13 protein-coding genes are annotated in these 18,953 nt (G+C 38.9%); 3 read left to right on the top strand and 10 right to left on the bottom strand.

Translation table 11 applies throughout. From position 1 onward, the window contains the following. The 10 genes from NSTC745_RS08670 to NSTC745_RS08625 form a co-directional block, all read right to left on the bottom strand. Positions 1-1,566 carry a TniQ family protein gene (locus NSTC745_RS08670; RefSeq protein WP_445636793.1) on the bottom strand — a complete coding sequence of 522 codons (1,566 nt, stop codon included), beginning with the start codon at positions 1,564-1,566 and terminating at the stop codon, positions 1-3. Next, entirely contained in the window at positions 1,556-2,761 is a 1,206-nt protein-coding gene (locus NSTC745_RS08665) for an AAA family ATPase (RefSeq protein WP_445636792.1), read from the bottom strand. Before NSTC745_RS08665 ends, NSTC745_RS08670 begins: the two co-directional genes overlap by 11 nt. Before the next feature lie 2 nt (positions 2,762-2,763). Then, positions 2,764-4,935: an integrase gene (locus NSTC745_RS08660; protein WP_445636791.1), complete on the bottom strand. Its 2,172-nt coding sequence runs from the start codon at positions 4,933-4,935 to the stop codon at positions 2,764-2,766. After that, complete coding sequence (locus NSTC745_RS08655; protein WP_445636790.1) at positions 4,928-5,488, bottom strand: Tn7 transposase TnsA N-terminal domain-containing protein; 561 nt, start codon at positions 5,486-5,488, stop codon at positions 4,928-4,930. The genes NSTC745_RS08660 and NSTC745_RS08655 overlap by 8 nt, the downstream gene beginning before the upstream one ends. 679 nt (positions 5,489-6,167) lie before the next feature. Next, the gene (locus NSTC745_RS08650) at positions 6,168-7,475 is read right to left on the bottom strand and encodes a hypothetical protein (RefSeq protein ID WP_445636789.1); all 1,308 of its coding nucleotides are present in this window, start codon (positions 7,473-7,475) and stop codon (positions 6,168-6,170) included. 104 nt (positions 7,476-7,579) lie between these two features. Further along, on the bottom strand, positions 7,580-7,864 hold the full coding sequence (locus NSTC745_RS08645; RefSeq protein WP_445636788.1) for a helix-turn-helix domain-containing protein: 285 nt from the start codon (positions 7,862-7,864) through the stop codon (positions 7,580-7,582). Beyond that, positions 7,857-8,168 (bottom strand): hypothetical protein, encoded by a 312-nt coding sequence (locus NSTC745_RS08640; RefSeq protein WP_445636787.1) that lies wholly within the window; start codon positions 8,166-8,168, stop codon positions 7,857-7,859. The genes NSTC745_RS08645 and NSTC745_RS08640 overlap by 8 nt, the downstream gene beginning before the upstream one ends. A 253-nt stretch (positions 8,169-8,421) precedes the next feature. Continuing rightward, entirely contained in the window at positions 8,422-8,718 is a 297-nt protein-coding gene (locus tag NSTC745_RS08635; protein WP_445636786.1) for a hypothetical protein, read from the bottom strand. A 364-nt stretch (positions 8,719-9,082) separates the two neighbouring features. Beyond that, positions 9,083-11,563 carry a S8 family peptidase gene (locus tag NSTC745_RS08630; RefSeq protein ID WP_445636785.1) on the bottom strand — a complete coding sequence of 827 codons (2,481 nt, stop codon included), beginning with the start codon at positions 11,561-11,563 and terminating at the stop codon, positions 9,083-9,085. A 48-nt stretch (positions 11,564-11,611) separates the two neighbouring features. Then, on the bottom strand, positions 11,612-12,595 hold the full coding sequence (locus NSTC745_RS08625) for an AAA family ATPase (RefSeq protein WP_445636784.1): 984 nt from the start codon (positions 12,593-12,595) through the stop codon (positions 11,612-11,614). 338 nt (positions 12,596-12,933) lie between these two features. Between NSTC745_RS08625 and NSTC745_RS08620 the strand changes: the two genes are divergently transcribed. The 3 genes from NSTC745_RS08620 to NSTC745_RS08610 are packed head-to-tail and all read left to right on the top strand — an operon-like array spanning position 12,934 to position 18,947. Continuing rightward, entirely contained in the window at positions 12,934-14,481 is a 1,548-nt protein-coding gene (locus tag NSTC745_RS08620; RefSeq protein ID WP_445636783.1) for a type I restriction-modification system subunit M, read from the top strand. A gap of 24 nt (positions 14,482-14,505) precedes the next feature. Continuing rightward, the gene (locus NSTC745_RS08615; protein ID WP_445636782.1) at positions 14,506-15,819 is read left to right on the top strand and encodes a restriction endonuclease subunit S; all 1,314 of its coding nucleotides are present in this window, start codon (positions 14,506-14,508) and stop codon (positions 15,817-15,819) included. Continuing rightward, positions 15,816-18,947, top strand: coding sequence for a type I restriction endonuclease subunit R (locus NSTC745_RS08610; protein ID WP_445636781.1), 3,132 nt, complete (start codon positions 15,816-15,818; stop codon positions 18,945-18,947). Before NSTC745_RS08615 ends, NSTC745_RS08610 begins: the two co-directional genes overlap by 4 nt. Positions 18,948-18,953 lie beyond the last annotated feature (6 nt).

Below are 18,953 nucleotides of genomic sequence, written 5' to 3'. Positions count from 1 at the left end.
TTAAAGTAATTCTAAATAACCCAGTTCAAGCCAAATTTCTTTTAAAGTTAAACAATTAATAGGATTGCAAAATATCTTTGGATTACCAATAAGTTTTTCTACTTTAAATTTATTTGGTTTAATACCTTTATTGTGTAGTTCAAGTACTGCCTCACGAATATGACGACGGTTTTTTTCTAATATTTGAATTTTATACTGTATATATTTTTTTGCAATATCATTGTAGATATTTGGAAAATATTTATACAAAGTTTTCGGAGAAATTTTTAGTTGGATTGCAATTGATGTGATGGAGTATGGAGGATTATTGTTTTTCTCTTGCTCTATCAAAAAATTTAATAATCTTTTTTCTAAATTATTTATTTTATATTGGTGATGTCGAGCTAACACTTCAAGAGTCAAGGTAGGAAAATATTGATAAAAATATTTTGTTAATTTAATATTTAAACGTAGTTTTAAATCTTGTAACGTTGGTGGTGGATACTCATTTAAGGCTTTATTTAGTAATTGCTGCATTTTGATTAAATCAATAGATTTTATATTATAAGAACGTTTTAATTGTTTTTGTTTATACTTTTGTGTAAAACTAGTAAAATTAACTGCATTTAACTCTTTAATTAAAAAATCAGAAAGAGAAATGCCAAGAAAATTAGAAATTTTTAAAATAGAGCTAATTTCAGGAACAGTAGTGCCTTTATACCATTTATATACCGTGACATAAGAAATTCCAATATCATTTACAAATAATTGTAAATTCCCATTAAAAAAATTTTTTATTAAGGTTGTTAGGAAATTTTTTATCCTTTCTTTATTAACAGGAAATAAAAACTCAGGTGCATTAGTAATTAATTCTTTTATATTATATATAGCTGATTGTTGCGAAAATAATTCTTCTTCTGATAAAACGTTATTGATAGAGAATTGTAATTTTGAGTTAATTCCCAGCCATTTTTGGCATTTTGAGCAGTATCCTGGTCGAGAGTGCCACTCTAATGACAATAGTTTTTTGCCACAATGAGGACACAATATTTGTAAAAATTGATAGTGAATTGGGCAGATTTTAACTAGTTCTAGTCCCCAAATTAAAGGCTCATATATTAACTTTCCTGTTTCACGCCATTCTTCGTAACATATTGGACACCAAGCCCTAGAAGGTCGAAATAAACTGCGATTAGAGATTACCTCACTCCAAGTGGCCATTGTTAAGAAGCGTAAGTCACTACGTAACGTTAGGCTTTCCAAAGCATCAATTAAGCGGTTTGCTATTATGCCAATTCCGTTTAAAGCTCTATGGTGTTGAGGAGAACCTATTAAATTATATGTATTTTTTTGTTTGGTATTCGACAAATCTTCTTCTCGATAAGGTGAAATGATTACAGCAGAAATTAAGCGGCCTGTAGGAACACAATGAGCTTCTGCAAGGCGGGTAATATAACTAGTTAAACTTTCAATATAAGGCGTTCCTACACCAATAGGTTCTAAGGAATATAAGTCACTACGTGGCGGGATAGCAGGCTTTTGCAAATTCAACGGCTTGTAAATAGTTAAAGTTTCTTTATTCAGCATTTTTTGGAACTCCTACTGGATCTCGCTTAGGATTACGCTGACCGGCACTTTTGCGACTTTTTTGTGGTTTTGTAGTTTCTTGTTCTTGTGCTGCTTCTGCCCCATCAGATGTAGGTGATTTTAAATTAGCTCTATATTGGGGTTTGTCTTTTAAACCCAGTTTTGTTTGTAATTGATTTAAATCTCCTTCTATATATGAATATCTTTTTTCACCTTGTGTAATTGTCTTGAGTATATTTTGGCATTGACCTACTGATAGCGCGCGCTGTTCTAAATGTTTGAGTGTAATAGTCTTAGCATTGTCGTTTAAAGCATCGCCAAGAGCATTACTAGCCCAATTTTTTAAAATTCCTACACATCCGAGGCTGCGTTCATACAGATATTTCCAATGAGATAAAAAATCAGGCTCTTCATGAGTTGGAATATGCTGCTGGAAGCTCCAAACTATACTCTGCCATATTTGTATATCTTCTATAAATTCGGCACGATATCGGGGAATGTGGATATATACACTACGTCGGCTTAATTGATCCCCAATATCTTGTAGAGTTAGCAATTCATAAGTTCCAAATAATCCATGTAAAATCTTTGTTCTATTTGCTAAAGACTTAATGGCTTCTGGCACATCAGTTAGTTTACGTCCACTACCTACTGAAAGCAGATGGTGTGCCTCGTCAATTAGGAAAATATGAGGATGTCGTTGTTTAAGTGCTTGTTCTAATGCCCATCCCAGTTCGGTCTCTATAATTTTTGGCTCGATAACAATTTCTCCTTTTTCATTTCGAGAAATACCGCGAACACCATAATTAATTTTATGTTCAATAAGATTTTTAGGTTCATGGAGAGCATATAAACAACGTTTTAGATAATCTTTAGGATTGAAAATTCCAGATTTTTGGAGAGTTACCTCAACATCAGCAACCGGAATACATCCTTTATCAACTTCTAAAGTTGGTAATGCCATTTCATTTACCCAATTTTTTGTAAGCTCTAGTAATGTTGTCTTACCTACTCCAGTTGGGCCAGTAATTAAAACTATGCGTGAATCTCCGCAGCACTGGATATGTCGTTTCAAACTAGTAAAAGCATTATCGAGATGCGGATGGGGTATGAAATATTCGTTCTTAAAGAAATTAAGCCGTTCGTCTTTGGATTGATTGAGTAATTCCTCTGGAAATTCTCTATTCTGAGGCATAATTAATAGCTTTTAAAGAGTGTAAGCTTGCTTGGATCAACTGGCTGGTTAAATACTGACTCAATAGGCAATTGGCTGCTCTCATAGTCAATATCTTCGTGAGCTTCTTGCGATTTATTATATGGATAAAGGTTTGGTAATCCACCTTCCATCACCCGAAATACTTCTTGGTTTTGTTCATCACGCAAACGTTGTTTTAGCAATTTTTCCTCAGCCTCTGCACTAGCGATAAATTCTCCCAAATGCCTCGCTCGGATTTTATATTTACTGGCATAATTTTTATGACGTTTTCTCAACTCAGCACTAGCAAGCTCAATCTCCTTTTCAGAATGTCCCTGAAAAAGAGCATAATATTCGCTAATACATTCAACCCACATTCCTCTAACGTAGGCATAAGCAATTCCAGCATTAAAAGGTTCAAAACGAACACTGACATAAGTGTTGGCTACTTCGGGATCTCGAAAGGCATTAGCCCAGTAATATTTATAGTTAATTTTCACTCCTTTACTTGGATGAACTTTAGCTTTTCTTCGTTTTGTAGTTGGTAACGTAAGAAGACGAAAATTTTCGTCATAGGGTATTCTCTTGTGGTCACGTCTGCCAAATTGAGCAATTCCTGCTATGTATGCTTCCCGTGGGCTTTGTCCTTCTAAAGCTGAGTGTTCAGTAGTATCATAAATTTCATAAATCCACTCACAAATATATAAATAAAAAAGTCCCAATGGCCACAAAGATAATTCTTCAGGATTTACTGATTTAGTCATAAGTCTGACTTTCTTTTTAATTTGAGTATTACCCTGCAAGCTATAAACAAATCGAGTGTTAGCTGTTCCAAACAAGCGTTCACAGATTGCGCTAAACCTTGGGTTACCTGCTGGGCGATGCTTTAATGTGCATTCACACAAAGCCATAAGAGTCTCAAAATAAGTACTGTGAAATTCTTTGCCATTATCAGTGATAATAATTTGAGGTATTCTTCCATAACGCTTGACGCAAATCCGCAATACCATCATGCAACTACGATATGAAGGTGGATCGTAGGTGAGGTACACGGCCAAAATACGTCGAATAAAGGCATCCACTAAAAATGTTACCCAAGGTCTCCCAAGATATTGACCTGTACGAGAACACCTAAGATCAATATCTAATTCAGTGTGGTCAATGTGACCAATATGGAAGGGAAAGTCTCCATGACGAGGAGTAGTTAACTCTAATTCCCAGTGGAAAGACTCCAGTGGATAAGCAGCACGGGAACCTTCACGCTTTTGAGTCTGTTCATAACCTGAACGCCGTTTTATCTCACTAATAAAAGTCTTATAACTAGGAATTTGGCTCTCAGTAATTCCAGCTTTGGAACAGAAATTAACAAACGCATCATAAGTTGCTTGCTTTTGCTTTTGTTTATTATTTTCGTAGTCTTTTGTAATAAATTCGTCTATTTTGTTTATTAGGAATTCATTTAATTTGCGAGTTCGATTGCCCTTCCGATTTGTAAAATGTATTAATCCCAGATATCCATAACCATATTTTTGTTGAGCATTGTGATATTTATTAATCCAATTTCTTAAGGAACGTTCTTGTTCTGTATTTGCTGTGATTGGCTGTCCATTCAGATAGGGCTTTATTTTCAAATAACGTTCGTTAGCATCTTTTAAATCTTGCTCACTTGCTTTACTCAATAATTCTATTTCTTCAACGCGCAACTGAATTTTAAACTCGTTTCTAATATTGCTTAGTTTTCCTAAACGTACTAGCTTTTCAAAAGTATTCCACTCAAATTCAACTTGCTCTTTTTGTTCAGTTTCAAGCAAAATAGAATTCTCTCCAACTAGAAGAATAGTTAGAGTATTTCCATCATAAGAAACTTGTGTGCCAGGGACAATATCTATCACTGGTGAAGTTATGGTATTATCTGTTGCTTGTGATTCCTCACAAGAGATATAAGCTTTGGCTGTTAATTGGTCAACAAATACAAGGCAACGTTTAGGTTCAACTAAGGGTACAGCAGCTAAATCAACATAAATTACTTCATGAGTAATCATAAAGTAAATTTCATCTGGGGTAACTCCCTTTGCATGATGAATTAACTCAGCCAAAGTAATTCCAGGTTGACCAGATACTAAAGACAAAACCGTATTTTGTACAGACTTTTTAACTGGACATATATCAAGCACGGTAGTAGTCCTCTAAAAACTCTATGTTGCGAAGTAAAATCCAATTAATTTCTGCATTTGACCAAAGTCTAAAGAAAAACCCAAATTCTTTGGCATAGGTTTCTCCAGGCGGAGTGTGCCACTGTTCGTCTTCTCCTAGATAGTACCGATTAGGGCTTTTTTTAGCCAGTTCTTGCAGTTTAATTTCAGTTTTACACTCTACCCAACCAGCCGATTTTCTACGAATAATAAAAAAGTCTGGAGTTATGTAAAAAGCTAAATTACGTCCCTTGTCTGACTGATAGCTAATCTTGATAGAAGGTGGTTGATCGTAGTACTCTAAGACATCTTCATCATGTTCCACCTGGTAAATAAAAGGAAGCTCGACCTTGTGAGACTCAAATTGGATTGTTACTCCCATCTTGCGACTAGGATAGCGACCAGAAACATTCTTTTTACCTCCTCCTACACGACGCGATGGTTCAGAGGATCGGATTTGTTCTAAAACCTTTCGAGACTGTTCAGAGAAATTAAGGCTATAAAACCATTCATTAAATTTTTCATCAGTAAGCATTAAAGCTCCTTGTTTGATTTTTTATGCCAACCAAGAACGCTCTAAAATTGAGCAATTATCATTAGCAAGCACAATATATTACGCTGATAAATTAAATTATTTAAAATAAAGTAAATCTTTACCCAGTAAGCTATATAGCAAGATTAAATAGCTAAATTTATTGCCTAGTATTGTTTAGTATATCTAAATAAATCTAGCAAATATAACCTACGTAAAAGGTTTTTTTACAAAAATTCGGTTCAAGTCCCAAATAAATTATTTCTCCTTTTACTTTCGGCTATAAAAGTATTAAATAAGCATCTAATTACAGTTGCATAGAGGAAAAATACTGGATTTTTTATAAAAAACTTTCATAATAAATACAAAGCTAATACGGTTATTATTTGTTGGTTAAAACGATATATTTTTTTATTAAAAACAGTTTGTATATTTTCTATTTAAATGATATAGTCTTGTTTTTCTATAGAAAAATATATCATTTCAACAGAGAAATGATATACTGCCATACGATATACCTCCCTAATTTTATTAATTGAAAACAATGTATATAAACTTATAAAACTTTAAGTTAATTCATATTAATCTATTCATATTTTGTTTATTTATATGATTATGGCTAATAATATTTAATGGATACCAACCAAATATTAATTGTTAACTGGCATTGCTGTGTTTTGAACTAGCCTGTGGCTGAAAGAACACTCAGGGCTTGCTCAATTGATTTCAGTGCAGATTGAATATCTCCACTCAGCGCCTCTGCCTCAACTTTAATTACAGACACACCCTTCCCAATTTCTGTCAGAGATTTTTTGATAGTTCTGATTCGTCCCAAAGCTGTGCGGATTTGCTGAATCTGTTGTTCAACAGCAGCCACATCCATTTCTGATTCAAAGGTACGCAATTTATTCAACCTTTGCTGGATGACCAAAAACCGGATAGCAATAATTAAAAATGGATGAGTTGTGGCTATCCAATAACCTGACTCAGAAACTCCCTCTGCCCAATCACCGATTTCCTGGGCTAATCCCTCACGCGAATAACTTAAAAAAATTGCCGAATTTGCAGAACGCCGTAGCATTGCTGATTGTAAATGTTGAGCGATTGCTTGACGACCAAAAGGTTTTGAGGGTCGGCTTCTAACTTCAATCACTATTGACAGTTCTATTGCTACAAGGGATTTATTAGTTAACTTAACCAGAATATCGCCAGTATCTCCATCCTGACCAAGATGCTCCACCTCTGCTCCACTTAACTTCGACCAGTGTTGTAATTCAGCAACAACTAATTGTTCGTAAGTTATGCCTTTTGCAGTTGTCTGCTCAAGTACTTGTTGTCTTACCTGTTGATCTCGAATTTCCCTGGTCAGTTTTTCCACCTGTTCTGCTAGCGGTTTGACCGAATCGGAAACCACATTTTTAACTGCCGCAGCCAAAGTACCATTTTCCTTAGTGGCATTTATTAATGCTGCTTTAAATGCCCCCTGAATAGAATCAGAACGTTTGGCATCTAAGAGTTGACGTAATGAATTTAGAAAGCGGCCAACAACAGAAGTTTCCCTGGCAGGATCTATTTCCTGTGTCAGTAAGGTGCTGACGTTATTCAGTTTTTCAGTGAGGACGGCTGAAGTCAAATTAATTTGAGTTTGCAGTGGAGCTAATAATTGTCCATTGTCTGTCCCTACTTGATTAATTAATTCCTGCCCAAAAGACTCAGCAATTATTTTGACTGCTTGCTGAAACTCCACTAGTAAAGATTCCATCTGTTGTTTAATTAATTCATTGCCATGACGAGTTTGAGCAGTTTGCAAGCAAAGAAATCCTAGCTCAAAAGCATCCAGGCAAATATCCTCGTATTCTGACTGAGGAAATTGTTGTAAGTAGCTGATGCCATTTTTGAGAGGGATTGCCAAGCGATAAATTAGGACATGACTTTGGGTTAATTCAATATTGGAGGGTAGGTAATAGGAGTCATCAGTGGAGGGGTTCATGAACAGTAAATAGGCTGGTGACGATAAATTGCACCCTACTACCTATTTTTTATGTGGGTCAAGGTGATGGAGAAAAGTTTTGTCAATTTGCAAAAACTGAAGAATTAATTTCGTGGTTGAGAATTATGCCATTGTTCCAAGAGGGGATTAATTACTTCGGCATTGGCGAAAAGAAAATCAGCCACAGCCATAATTCTCTGGTAAGGTAATCCAGCTTCTCGGCGGCTAGCTTGTCCGCCTAACCAGTGATAAGCTGTCGATTTAGAGATGGCACAGATTTTTGCTAATTCTTCGTAACCCAATCCCCAACGGTAACTAAAGTCCTGGGGGGACATGAACATTTGGTTATGCAGTTCTAGTAACTGCTCAGGTATTTGAGCTTCAGGCATGATTGTCCTGAAGCCTTTCCAAAGATAATTTATCTAAGATTTCGATATCTTCCTCGAAAGCGAAGTCGTAGGTACAAGTGTCACGAGAGGGGCTGCGCTCATCTAAAAAAACTAAATAGTGTAAACCAGTAGCAATACAACTAGCTTGCTGTGTGTAGATGACTCCGATGACACGGCCAAAGTCACCGTTGGGTACTTGAAACCAGCGTACCCATTCACCGAGACGAAATTTTTGTTGAGGTAATTCGCTGGGAATAACCTCTGGCATTGCTACTGGTGGTATTTGAGGAAAAATATCAGGCATAAAAATCTACTTAGTTGCAGATTAACCAAGAACAGCAAAAATAGGGAGAATTCCCTTTTGTAAATGGAAATTTACCAGCATGGTGAAAAATAATTACCCATGCCAAGCTTAGAATCTTACCTGTTTTTTTAGAGCGCTAAACTAAGCCCTGTTAGCTTGATTGCAAGTCAATACTAGAGTTGCTTGTTGCGACCAATCATAGTTTACTCGTTTTTAATGGTAAACTCTAGCTATATACATGGAAATTTATGATTTACTTATGTTTCTTGTAGGGCGCTACTGCTGATACTTGTTCTAAAAGCTCTGTAATTGCTGGTTGAATTTCCTCTAACCTGATGGCTATAACGTTAATGGTATGAGCGACTTCGAGAATTTGTAGCACTGTATCTGGTCGTTTCTCAAATTGAGAACCCCAGTTCTTATCTATTGTTTGGTACGAATAGACCCCAAAGGTTGCTTGTGTGAGCGTTCGCACGCACGCAGCTCTATACCCTCTTTTTTCTGGCTTTGGGCTTTTGACGTACAAACGGCAGTATTCCAATGGTTCCATTGACGGTTTCTTCTGATTACGTCAATTAATGATTTTGTCGCCTGTAGTGCCTTAAAAATACCCATTTAAAATGGTATTTATTCAAACAAATTTTCCTTTGCTGGAAACCATTGACAAGCTCATAAATGCCTTAAACATATCTCTATCCTCCGTTGTTTATTAATTACGGTGTTCAGGTAGAATGAGTTTGGAAGAAATAATTGAATGCTGGGTTTGCTAGAGATTTACTAACCCGGATACAGACTTTTTGGGTAAATAGTATTTAGAGACTGTTTTAAACAAAATAACTTTTGCGTACAGTTAGAGGTAAGGGGCAGTAAACAATGAAACAAAAATAAGCAAGTTTATTTTTTTGTTTTTTTAACTACATATTAATAGGCACAGTCTGCTGAATTTTATTGGCAATTGGAGCGTAAATATCAACATTGACTTCACTTAACACTCGAATTGAAACAATTAGAGCATATCTTGAGGTTTTATTCCATCCTTCTAAACTTGGATTATATTTCCACCAACCCCCAACAGGATATATACCGATCGCATCTTTTTCCGCCAATTCAGCCGCAGTTCCTTGCCAAATATCAGAATGGATGGAACCGCGATTCCATATTTTGCTTCCTAAAAACCATCCGGTTTCTGAACTACTTGAAGAAGCTTTATCTTCTTCGATTTCTCGTGCTTCCTTGTTAATGCGCTTTCTGAAATCAGGTAAATTTTCTAAAGAACGTTTAACGGCCAGTCTTAAACCATGTGAGGCGTAAGAATGTTTACGTTGCCATCCACGTTCTCCAGGGTTAGGTTCAATAAAATATGAGAGTGTGACTCGCATTTCTACTTTTGCTTCACGTAAATTTTCCAGCTCTTCTTTTGGCCAGGGAAGCACATGAAGGTTCATTTCTTTCGTTTTTATTCTGCCATCATCAGCTTTATGAAAAGGTTGTAACTGGTCTTCAAATACTATAGTTAAATCATTTTTGCTACTAAAGAGCGCTCTCTGCAAATTAGGAACACCGTAACCATAGCGACGTAATAAAATAGATAGCTTTTGAGTTTGTGAAGCTTTTTTAGGTATGCGACTGTACATAGCAGGAGTCCATTCTGCGGAGTGGACTATGAGGGCGCGAACTGTTTCCGGCCAATATCTAGGGTGTTTAGCCCAAATACGTGCTGCCATATTACAGCACAAAGCAGTTGCGGCACTCGTGTCGCCAGATATATTAAATTGTCTAACATTGGGTTGAAAGTAAGTTGTCAAAAGCCGTAAATCATCAATTTCTAATGCCGATGACTGACCATCTGTTGCTAGATTGCCACCTTCAAATGTTACATCTGGTCGAACTGGCCATTGCTCAGACCATAAAATAGAAGTTCTACTTCGAGGGGACAGGTCTCCAGCAGGCGCAACAGTTTGCCATTTTGTATATTTGGGATCAACTATGTTTACCTTATCGGTATAAGCCCCAACAACGATCGCATTCCATGCTTGAGATGGATTTTCAGCAGCACTTACGTCGTTGAGATCGAGGTACTGATCGCATATAATAGCATCTCTGATATTTCCAACTGGAATCACCATGAGTCGCTGAAACTCAATGGTAATTTGATCTACTGCTGCTGACCAAGACGAAGGTTTGCCTGCATTAGTATCTACCCCACTAGTGATAGCCATACAAAATACACGTTGACGCTTAGGCTTGTTAATCTCAATACGAGAAACAGCTTCCCTTGTAATTGCTCCATAAAGTTTAGGATCATTTACTCCTGTGTCTGGAAGTATTTTGACCGATTCCAATATGTGAGTTAAATGTACTTGTTTTGACGTTGCTAATGCGTTGTAAAGGTCGCCATAGAGTGCGATACCAGCCATTTCAGTACCATGCCCATGCCAATATTTACTGTCTGCAACCCCCCAAGTAGGATCGCAAGTTAACATATCTTCAGGGGCTAGTGCTAGTGCAATTAAACGGTGAATCCGAGTAACGCCGCTATCTAACAGGCAAATAGCTAAATTACCATCAGACGGTGGTATGATTGTTCTTTGTGCGAGGTCATTCACCCAGGCTATCTGTTCTTGCATATCCATATCCGGATCAAAGAATATGGATGGTGAATCTTTCGCTAGGCGGAGTTCCGCAATTATGTCAGTATTGTTAATTAACTTGGAAAGATTTGTTACATGAGTTAATGCTAATACGACTTCTCTTTCTGGAAAGGAAATTACATTGTCTTCTACGCGAATATTTAGTATCTGAGCTACTTGAATAAAATCTTCTCTACGACCGCGGCGTAACCAAACTTCCCACCAAATTATTTGGTCTTCTTGTGGAAACAGTGCAATATTGTCCGTGAAGAGAGAACGCACTGTAGCCAAGTGAACATCATCAAGACGTGTAATTAAAGATTCATTTTTAGGTTTACCTGTTTCTGTATCTCGATCGCGATAAGCTTCTATTTTTGATGGAAAAAAATCTGATGCCTTATCTGGTACAAATACAGTAGCTAGTACAGTTTCATCTGCTAGATCGGAAGGTCGAACGGCAACCAGTTCAATGTGCTTGGGGCTATTCTCTAATTTTTCAACTGCTTCAAGTTCACTTTCTTGTATCTGGAATTCTACATAAAAACCAGATTCTCCAATTGCAAGTTCTGGTTCGCGCAATAATTTTTGTTGCTGATAGTTTTCAAGAACTTGTTCAAAGGCTTGCCGTAATGCTTCTGCGTGTTCTATGCGATTTCTTTGTGGGTAGGTTTTGTTCCCTCCACCCTTTGGCGGACGTGTGTAAGTTTCACTAACTCCATTTGCCGTTATGTAAAAATTAGGAAGATTTCGTTGGTTGTCAGGCATTGGACTCTGAAGTTACATTAAATACCTCTTTAAAGGAGCATAACTCAATTACTTAAAAATGGTGTTTTTCCGTTCTACAATTGCAGAAATCATGTTTTCTTCAGATATAGAGTCTTGGTCTGAGATCACAGCTATTTTAGCTGCGTCATCTGCTGCCCTAACTAGCTCTGCATGGCTTAAACCTTCCGCACTTTCAATAATATTCTGCCAATTGTGCCACTGAATATCGAAACAAACTAAGCGTGTTTCCAGTAACTTCCGAACAAGATTTTGATTTGGTAGCTCATATTCGATAACGTCATCAAAACGTCGGAAAAGAGCTTTATCCAATAAATCAGGATGATTAGTCGCAGCGATAATTAAGCTTTGGCTCTCATCATTTTCTAGAAATTGTAGGCAAGAGTTTAACACCCTACGAATTTCTCCAACGTCATTAGCAGCAGCACGTTCTGAACCAATAGCATCAAATTCGTCAAAAAAATAAACACCTCTTGTTACCGCCATTGCATCAAATATAAGTTTTAGTTGATTAGCTGTCTCACCCATAAATTTTGTAATTAAGCTGGTGTAAAGAACGGTAAAAAGAGGAAGTTGTAGTTCTCTAGCAAGAGCCGCAGCCGTCATTGACTTGCCTGAACCAGGTGGGCCAACTAAAAGTATTTTGCGGCGAGGTTTGAGATTATACTCAGCCAACCGATTTTGCTTGATATGTTCTACTAAAATACGCTGTAATTTTTTTTCTAAGTTTGGAGGAAGAACCATATCAATCAGCCTTGTATCTGAATAGCGAACAGATACAAGGTTTAGTAGTTCTCCTTTGGGTTGAACGAGTGGTACAGGGGAGGCTTTACGCTCAATAACAGTTTTATTTTCTTTCGCTTTATCAATGAGATTTTGAATTTCTTGAGCAACTTTGGTGTGTCCTTGCCGTGCTTCATGTGCAGCCATCTGAAGCGCAACTGAGAAAAATTGCTGCTCCTCACCTTCCAGATAGCTCTTTAAGAGCGCAATAACATGGCGGGCTGTTGACATAAGGCATTTAATCTGGACAGGTATTTTAAACTCTTTCTTATAAAGTCAATATCTCTCTTTACAACTTTACAAGTTGCCTGTAGTAGAGATTTATATTACGCACAATAGTTTTATAAAGTCCTTGTAAGAACAATTGTACTACTAACTAACTAATTTTGGAATATTACTAATGTATGTAAAATAATTTACGCTTACTGAAATCATTCTGAAATCATTTTTTGGTTTATATTGGTTTTTTAAAGAAAATCACTTGTACTAAAAGAGTTTAATTGCTGTATAAATAGTTATTACCTCTAAAGTAAGTTTACGTGTCTGAAGTCTCGGAGAAATCGTCAAAGGTGAGTCGAAAAATATCCAAGGTTGAAATTGCTACCTCTATTAATTTACCCCTGACCTATGTTGGCAAAATCACCCAGCAGCAGCTAGAAAAGCATCTGTGGGATGCGGCGGACATTTTACGCGGGAAGATTGACTCAGCAGACTTCAAACACTATATTTTTGGCTTGTTGTTCTTCAAGCGGTTGTGTGATGTCTGGGAAGAAGAATATGAGGAACGGCTGAAACTTTATCAAGATGCAGAATTAGCCGCCGATCCAGAGGAACATCGCTTTCACATTCCACCTGGGGCGTTTTGGAATGACATCAGGAAGCATTCCACGAATATTGGTGAACATCTTAACGCTGCTTTCCGGGCAATTGAAGATGCAAATACTCGGCTGCGGGGAGTATTTCAGGATGTGGACTTTAACAATAAAGAACGCTTCCCCGATGCGACATTAGAGTTATTGTTGCAGCACTTTAGCAAGCATCGCCTGCGGAATTGTGATGTTGAGGCGGATATTCTGGGGGATGCTTACGAATATCTCATTTCTCAATTTGCGGATGATGCGGGGAAGAAGGGAGGCGAGTTTTACACTCCCAAGATGGTGACTCGCTTAATAGTGATGTGCTTACAACCAGATGAGGGGATGAGCATTTATGACCCTACTTGTGGTTCTGGGGGTATGTTACTGGAGGCAGTGAATTATCTCAAGCGTCAGGGGAAAAATCCCAAGTCGTTGCAGTTGTACGGTCAGGAAATGAACCTCAACACTTGGGCTATTTGTGAGATGAATTTGTTTCTCCATGATATTGATGATGCGTTTATTTTGCGGGGTGATACCTTGCGGGAACCCAAGCATTTAGTGGCGGAGGGAAGTAAGGTATTACGAACATTTGACCGAGTGCTGGCAAATCCGCCGTTTTCTCTGAAGAATTGGGGAGATGAAGCTTGGAAAAACGGGGATAAATTTAGCCGAGATACTTATGGTTGTCCGCCAAAATCCTATGGTGATTTGGCATTTGTGCAGCACATGATTGCTAGTTTGAATGAAACTGGTAAGTTGGGCGTAGTTTTACCGCACGGGATTCTGTTTCGCGGGGGTGCGGAAGCGAAAATCCGCGAGGGAATTTTGAAAAATGATTTGATTGAGGCGGTGATTGGGTTAGCACCGAATTTATTTTATGGCACAGGTATTCCGGCTTGTGTGTTGATTATTAACAAGCAGAAAGAAGCCAAGCGGCGGGGTAAGGTGCTGTTTGTCAATGGCGCTGAGGAAATGGTGGAGGGGAAAAACCAAAATACTCTTTCTAAGGCGAATGTGGAAAAGTTGGCTAAGGCATTTTTGGCGTTTGCGGATGAAGAACGTTTTGCGCGGGTGGTTGATTTAGCTGAGATTGAGAAGAATGATTTTAATCTCAATATTGCCCGATATGTGCAGACGGCTGAGGAAGAGGATCAGATTGATGTGGTGGCGGAAGTGCAGGTTTTAAAGGAGTTGTTGGAGAAACGGAATCTCGCTGAAGCGAAGATGTTGGGATTTTTAGAAGAGCTTGGGTATGAGTAGGCAGTTTCTCAAGGTGTGTCATTTATGTCTAAAATTAAAAAAAATAATACCCGCTTTAAACAAACTGAGCTTGGCAAAATTCCAGAAGAGTGGCAGGTGCGTAACCTGGCAGAAGTTGTACAACCTAATAGAGGAATATCATATGGAATTGTTCAGACTGGAGAGCCTGTAGAAAAAGGTATTCCTTGCATCCGAGTTGTGGATATCGTCAAACCAAAAATTTCGGTTGAGGATTTAATTACAACAACACCAGAAATTAGCTCAAGCTATCGCCGCACTGTTCTTCAAGAGAATGATATTATTTTTGCACTTCGAGGAGAAATTGGTCATGTTGTTATAGCTGATAAATCCCTTGTTGGTGCAAATCTAACTAGAGGAGTTGCTCTGATTGCACCTAATGAAAAGATTGAACCTAAGTTTTTGCTTTGGGCAATTCGCTCTCCAATGGTTCGTTCAGAAATACTTTTTCGAGTTAATGGTTCGGCACTTCGTGAGATTCCAATTGGAGGTTTGAAGCAGGTAAAAATTCCTGTACCGCCTCTACCTGAACAAAAGAAAATTGCTGAAATTTTGAGCAGTGTGGATGAAGCGATCGCATCCACTCAAGCAGTCATCGACCAAACCCGCAAAGTCAAGCAGGGACTACTCCAGCAACTCCTCACTTGCGGTATTGGTCATACTCGGTTTAAAGAGAGTGCGATCGGTCAAATTCCGGAAGCGTGGGAAGTAAAAACTGCTGGAGAAGTTTGCCAATTAATTACAAAAGGAACAACGCCTCGTGACGGTAATTTTTCAAAAGAATTGGGAGATGTGCCTTATCTTAGAGTTCAAAATTTAACATTTGACGGGAGGCTAAATTTTTATGTCAACCCAGCATTTATTAGCAGTGAAATACATAATGGAGAATTAAAACGTTCTCGAACATTTCCCGGTGATGTTCTTATTAATATTGTCGGCCCACCTTTGGGAAAAATTAGTATGGTGACTTCAGAATATCCAGAATGGAATATTAATCAAGCAATTGCCATATTTAGAACTTCTTCTAATTACAACAATAAATTACTAGCATATTGGCTTCAAACACCACAGGTACTAGATTGGTTTCTGTGCAGATCCAAAAAAACTACAAGCCAACAAAACTTAACTCTTCAGTTATGCAATGAACTACCAGTTCCTTTACCATCTTTATCGGAACAATACCAAATTGTAGAACATCTTGAGTCGATAGATTTTCAAATTCATACAGAGAATGAATCACTCTTGTCCCTTGTAAATGTTAAACAAGGTCTAATGCAAGACCTCCTCACAGGTCGCGTTCGTGTCGGAGTTACGCCATGAACAAAGGCCCCGAATACACCCTAGTCGAAAAACCCTGCATAGATGCCTTAGTAAAATTCGGCTACACCTGGCTATCACCGCAACAAAACCAAACCGCCAGAGACAGCTTAAACCAAGTCATCTTACGCGACATCTTCATTACCGCCATCCAACACATCAACAATATCCCCCCAGAAGTCGCCCGCGCTACCTACCAGGATATGCTGGCAGTCACCGATAATGAACAATGGACAAACCTGCTGCGGGGAAACTATAGCCGTAACGTTCCCGGTGAAGCCACCAAAAAAACCATCCGCCTCATAGACTTCCTCCACCCCGAAAACAACACCTTCACAGTTACCAATCAGTTTACAGTTCAATCCCAGCAAACCCGTAAACCTGATATTGTCATCTTCATCAACGGTATTCCCCTCGTCGTTATCGAAGCCAAAAAACCCTTTACCGCCAAGGACAAAACCGGAGAAGCATTTGAGCAAATTAAACAATACGAACGGGATATTCCCCGCCTGTTCTACTCCAACGCCTTCAACATCATCACCAATGGGGTAAATGTTCTCTACGGTGCAACAGGCGCACCCTCAGCTTATTGGGGAACCTGGAACGAAGAGGAGAAAACGGCAACAATCACCTTTAGAAACGAATTAGAGAAACAACTTTGGTATTTACTAGAACCTTCTCGCCTACTCGACATCCTGGCACACTTCATTATCTTCGAGAAACGAGAACAGAAAGTCATTAAAAAAGTCTGTCGCTATCAGCAATATCGTGCTGTCAACAAAATTGTAGACCGAGTAATTGCACCCCTCAAACCAGACCCCAAAAACCCAAAGCGCAAATATCGCAAAGGACTGATTTGGCATACCCAAGGTTCAGGTAAAAGCTTGACAATGGTGTTTGCAACCCTCAAACTCAAAAATCACCTAACTCTCAACTCCCCAGTTCTAGAAAATCCTAACATTTTAGTTCTGAGCGATCGCATCGACTTAGATGAGCAAATAGACAAAACTTTTAAAGCCTGCGGACTACCTAACCCCACTCACATTACCTCTGGTGAGGAACTACAAACAGCCATCCACCGCAACCCTATCGGCTTAACTTTACTCTCCACCATTTTTAAATTTGACCAGTCAGCCACAGCCGCAGCCAACAGCCACAACTGGATTATTTTGGTAGACGAATGTCACCGCACCCAAGAAAAAGATTTAGGTGCATATTTAGAAAAAACTCTACCTCATGCCTGCTTTATTGGCTTTACAGGTACACCCATCCAAACCACAGACAAAGACACTTATCAAAACTTCAGCCTTCCCAGTGAAGACTATCTCGACCGTTACAGCATAGACGACGCGGTGGCAGATGGTGCTACCGTTCCCATCCGTTACACCAGCCGCAAAGCAGAATGGCAAGTAGATGAGAAAAAGCTAGATATCCTCTTTGACCGTTGGTTTGAGAATGAACCAGAAGAAATTGTTCACAAAATCAAAGCGCGAGGCGTAAAAGTTGAGGATTTAGTCAAACACCGCGATCGGATCGAACTACTAGCCTATGACATTTGGGTGCATTTCTCCTATCATGCAGCCCCAGAAGGCTTTAAAGCACAAATTGTCGCCATCGACCGGGAAGCAATAATTCTCTACAAACGGGCATTAGATAAAATCATTGCCAAAAGCTTAACCAAACAAGGTTTTGACCCGGACACAGCACAAACCTGGGCGGAAGCGATGAGTGTCCCCATTTATTCCAGCAACCAAGAAGACGCAAAACCCAGCGAAGATAAATATATTGATGCACTGCGCCAAGACCTCAGAAAATACGCATTGGATAAAAATGGCGAAGTGGCTGCAATTAATAAATTTCTGGGGGAAAATGCCGACTACGAAGCCAAAGTTCAGAGTCGGGAAGTACCGCCTGTGCATTTCCTCATCGTTTGCAACAAACTGCTGACTGGGTTTGACGCACCCCGCGAAAACGTCATGTATTTAGATAGCCCCTTAAAAGAACATAACTTATTGCAAGCGATCGCGCGAACCAACCGCGTCTATGGTTCTCACAAAGAATTTGGGCTAATTGTTGACTACATCGGCGTTACCAAAAACCTCACCGAAGCATTAGCCACCTACCGCCAAGCTGACGTGAAAAACGCCATGAAAGACCTAGATGTGGAACGCAACCAACTCAAAGCCGCCCACTCTGAGGTGATGAAAATTATTAAACCTATCCCCCGCAACACAGGAGACATCCGCCAAGAATACGACACGCTGATTCAACAATTGGGAAGTGAGGATAAATGGTACGAATTTCACCGTCTCGCCAGAACCTTTATTAAAGCTTACGATGCCCTTAGCCCTGACCCGTTGATTCTGGATTACAGAAATGACCTAAAATGGGTAGCTGGATTTTTACCTTTGGGAAAACTGACCTTTGAGAAACAAGAATCTACCCTAACTCGTGATGTCAGTGCCAAAATCCGAGAAATGCTCAACGAACACCTGGATATTACAGGCATCACCACACTTTGCAAGTTACATGATATCACCGACCCAGATTTCTGGAAGGATTTTGCAGTAAATCAGCCCGAACCAGAAATAAAAACTGCGGCGGTACGCAAAAGTGCAGAACTCCGCAAAGTCATGCAGCAGAAAGTTGATGAAAATCCCTTATATTACGGCACGTTTTCTGAGAGAGTTTTAGAAGTTTTACGCCAGTTTGAACAAGGTCAACTGGAAGCCGCCGAAACCCTCAAGCGATATGAGGAAATTGTGTGCGATATGCAAGCGGCGGAACAAGCCCATAAACAAACGAGTTTGAACCAGAAAGCTTACGGTGTCCTCAAAATTTTAGAAGCCTTCTTGCCAGAAAATCAGGGTGAAAGCCATAGCAGCCAGAGTGATTCTCACAGTGCTGACTCTGATAATGAGCCAAATCCCCTAGAGAAAGCAGCACAAGCGATTGACGAACTTTACTCAAGTGATGAAACTGCGCCTCCTGGCTGGCATTTGAAAGAACAGTTACGTAAAGAACTGCGGCAAAAAATTCGTACTTTGGTGTTTAATTTAAAGCTGGAAAATTGGAAAGATATACCTAGTAAGGTTGATGAGTATGCTCTAAAACATTACAGCAGAACTTGAGTGATG

Source organism: Nostoc sp. DSM 114161, assembly GCF_052692665.1.
This window is presented reverse-complemented; position numbering and strand designations above follow the sequence as displayed.

Coding starts and splice junctions, on each gene's coding strand:
- NSTC745_RS08670 (WP_445636793.1), bottom strand. CDS start 1,566: ATGCTGAATAAAGAAACTTTAACTATTTACAAGCCGTTGAATTTGCAA.
- NSTC745_RS08665 (WP_445636792.1), bottom strand. CDS start 2,761: ATGCCTCAGAATAGAGAATTTCCAGAGGAATTACTCAATCAATCCAAA.
- NSTC745_RS08655 (WP_445636790.1), bottom strand. CDS start 5,488: ATGCTTACTGATGAAAAATTTAATGAATGGTTTTATAGCCTTAATTTC.
- NSTC745_RS08650 (WP_445636789.1), bottom strand. CDS start 7,475: ATGAACCCCTCCACTGATGACTCCTATTACCTACCCTCCAATATTGAA.
- NSTC745_RS08645 (WP_445636788.1), bottom strand. CDS start 7,864: ATGCCTGAAGCTCAAATACCTGAGCAGTTACTAGAACTGCATAACCAA.
- NSTC745_RS08640 (WP_445636787.1), bottom strand. CDS start 8,168: ATGCCTGATATTTTTCCTCAAATACCACCAGTAGCAATGCCAGAGGTT.
- NSTC745_RS08635 (WP_445636786.1), bottom strand. CDS start 8,718: ATGGAACCATTGGAATACTGCCGTTTGTACGTCAAAAGCCCAAAGCCA.
- NSTC745_RS08630 (WP_445636785.1), bottom strand. CDS start 11,563: ATGCCTGACAACCAACGAAATCTTCCTAATTTTTACATAACGGCAAAT.
- NSTC745_RS08625 (WP_445636784.1), bottom strand. CDS start 12,595: ATGTCAACAGCCCGCCATGTTATTGCGCTCTTAAAGAGCTATCTGGAA.
- NSTC745_RS08615 (WP_445636782.1), top strand. CDS start 14,506: ATGTCTAAAATTAAAAAAAATAATACCCGCTTTAAACAAACTGAGCTT.
- NSTC745_RS08610 (WP_445636781.1), top strand. CDS start 15,816: ATGAACAAAGGCCCCGAATACACCCTAGTCGAAAAACCCTGCATAGAT.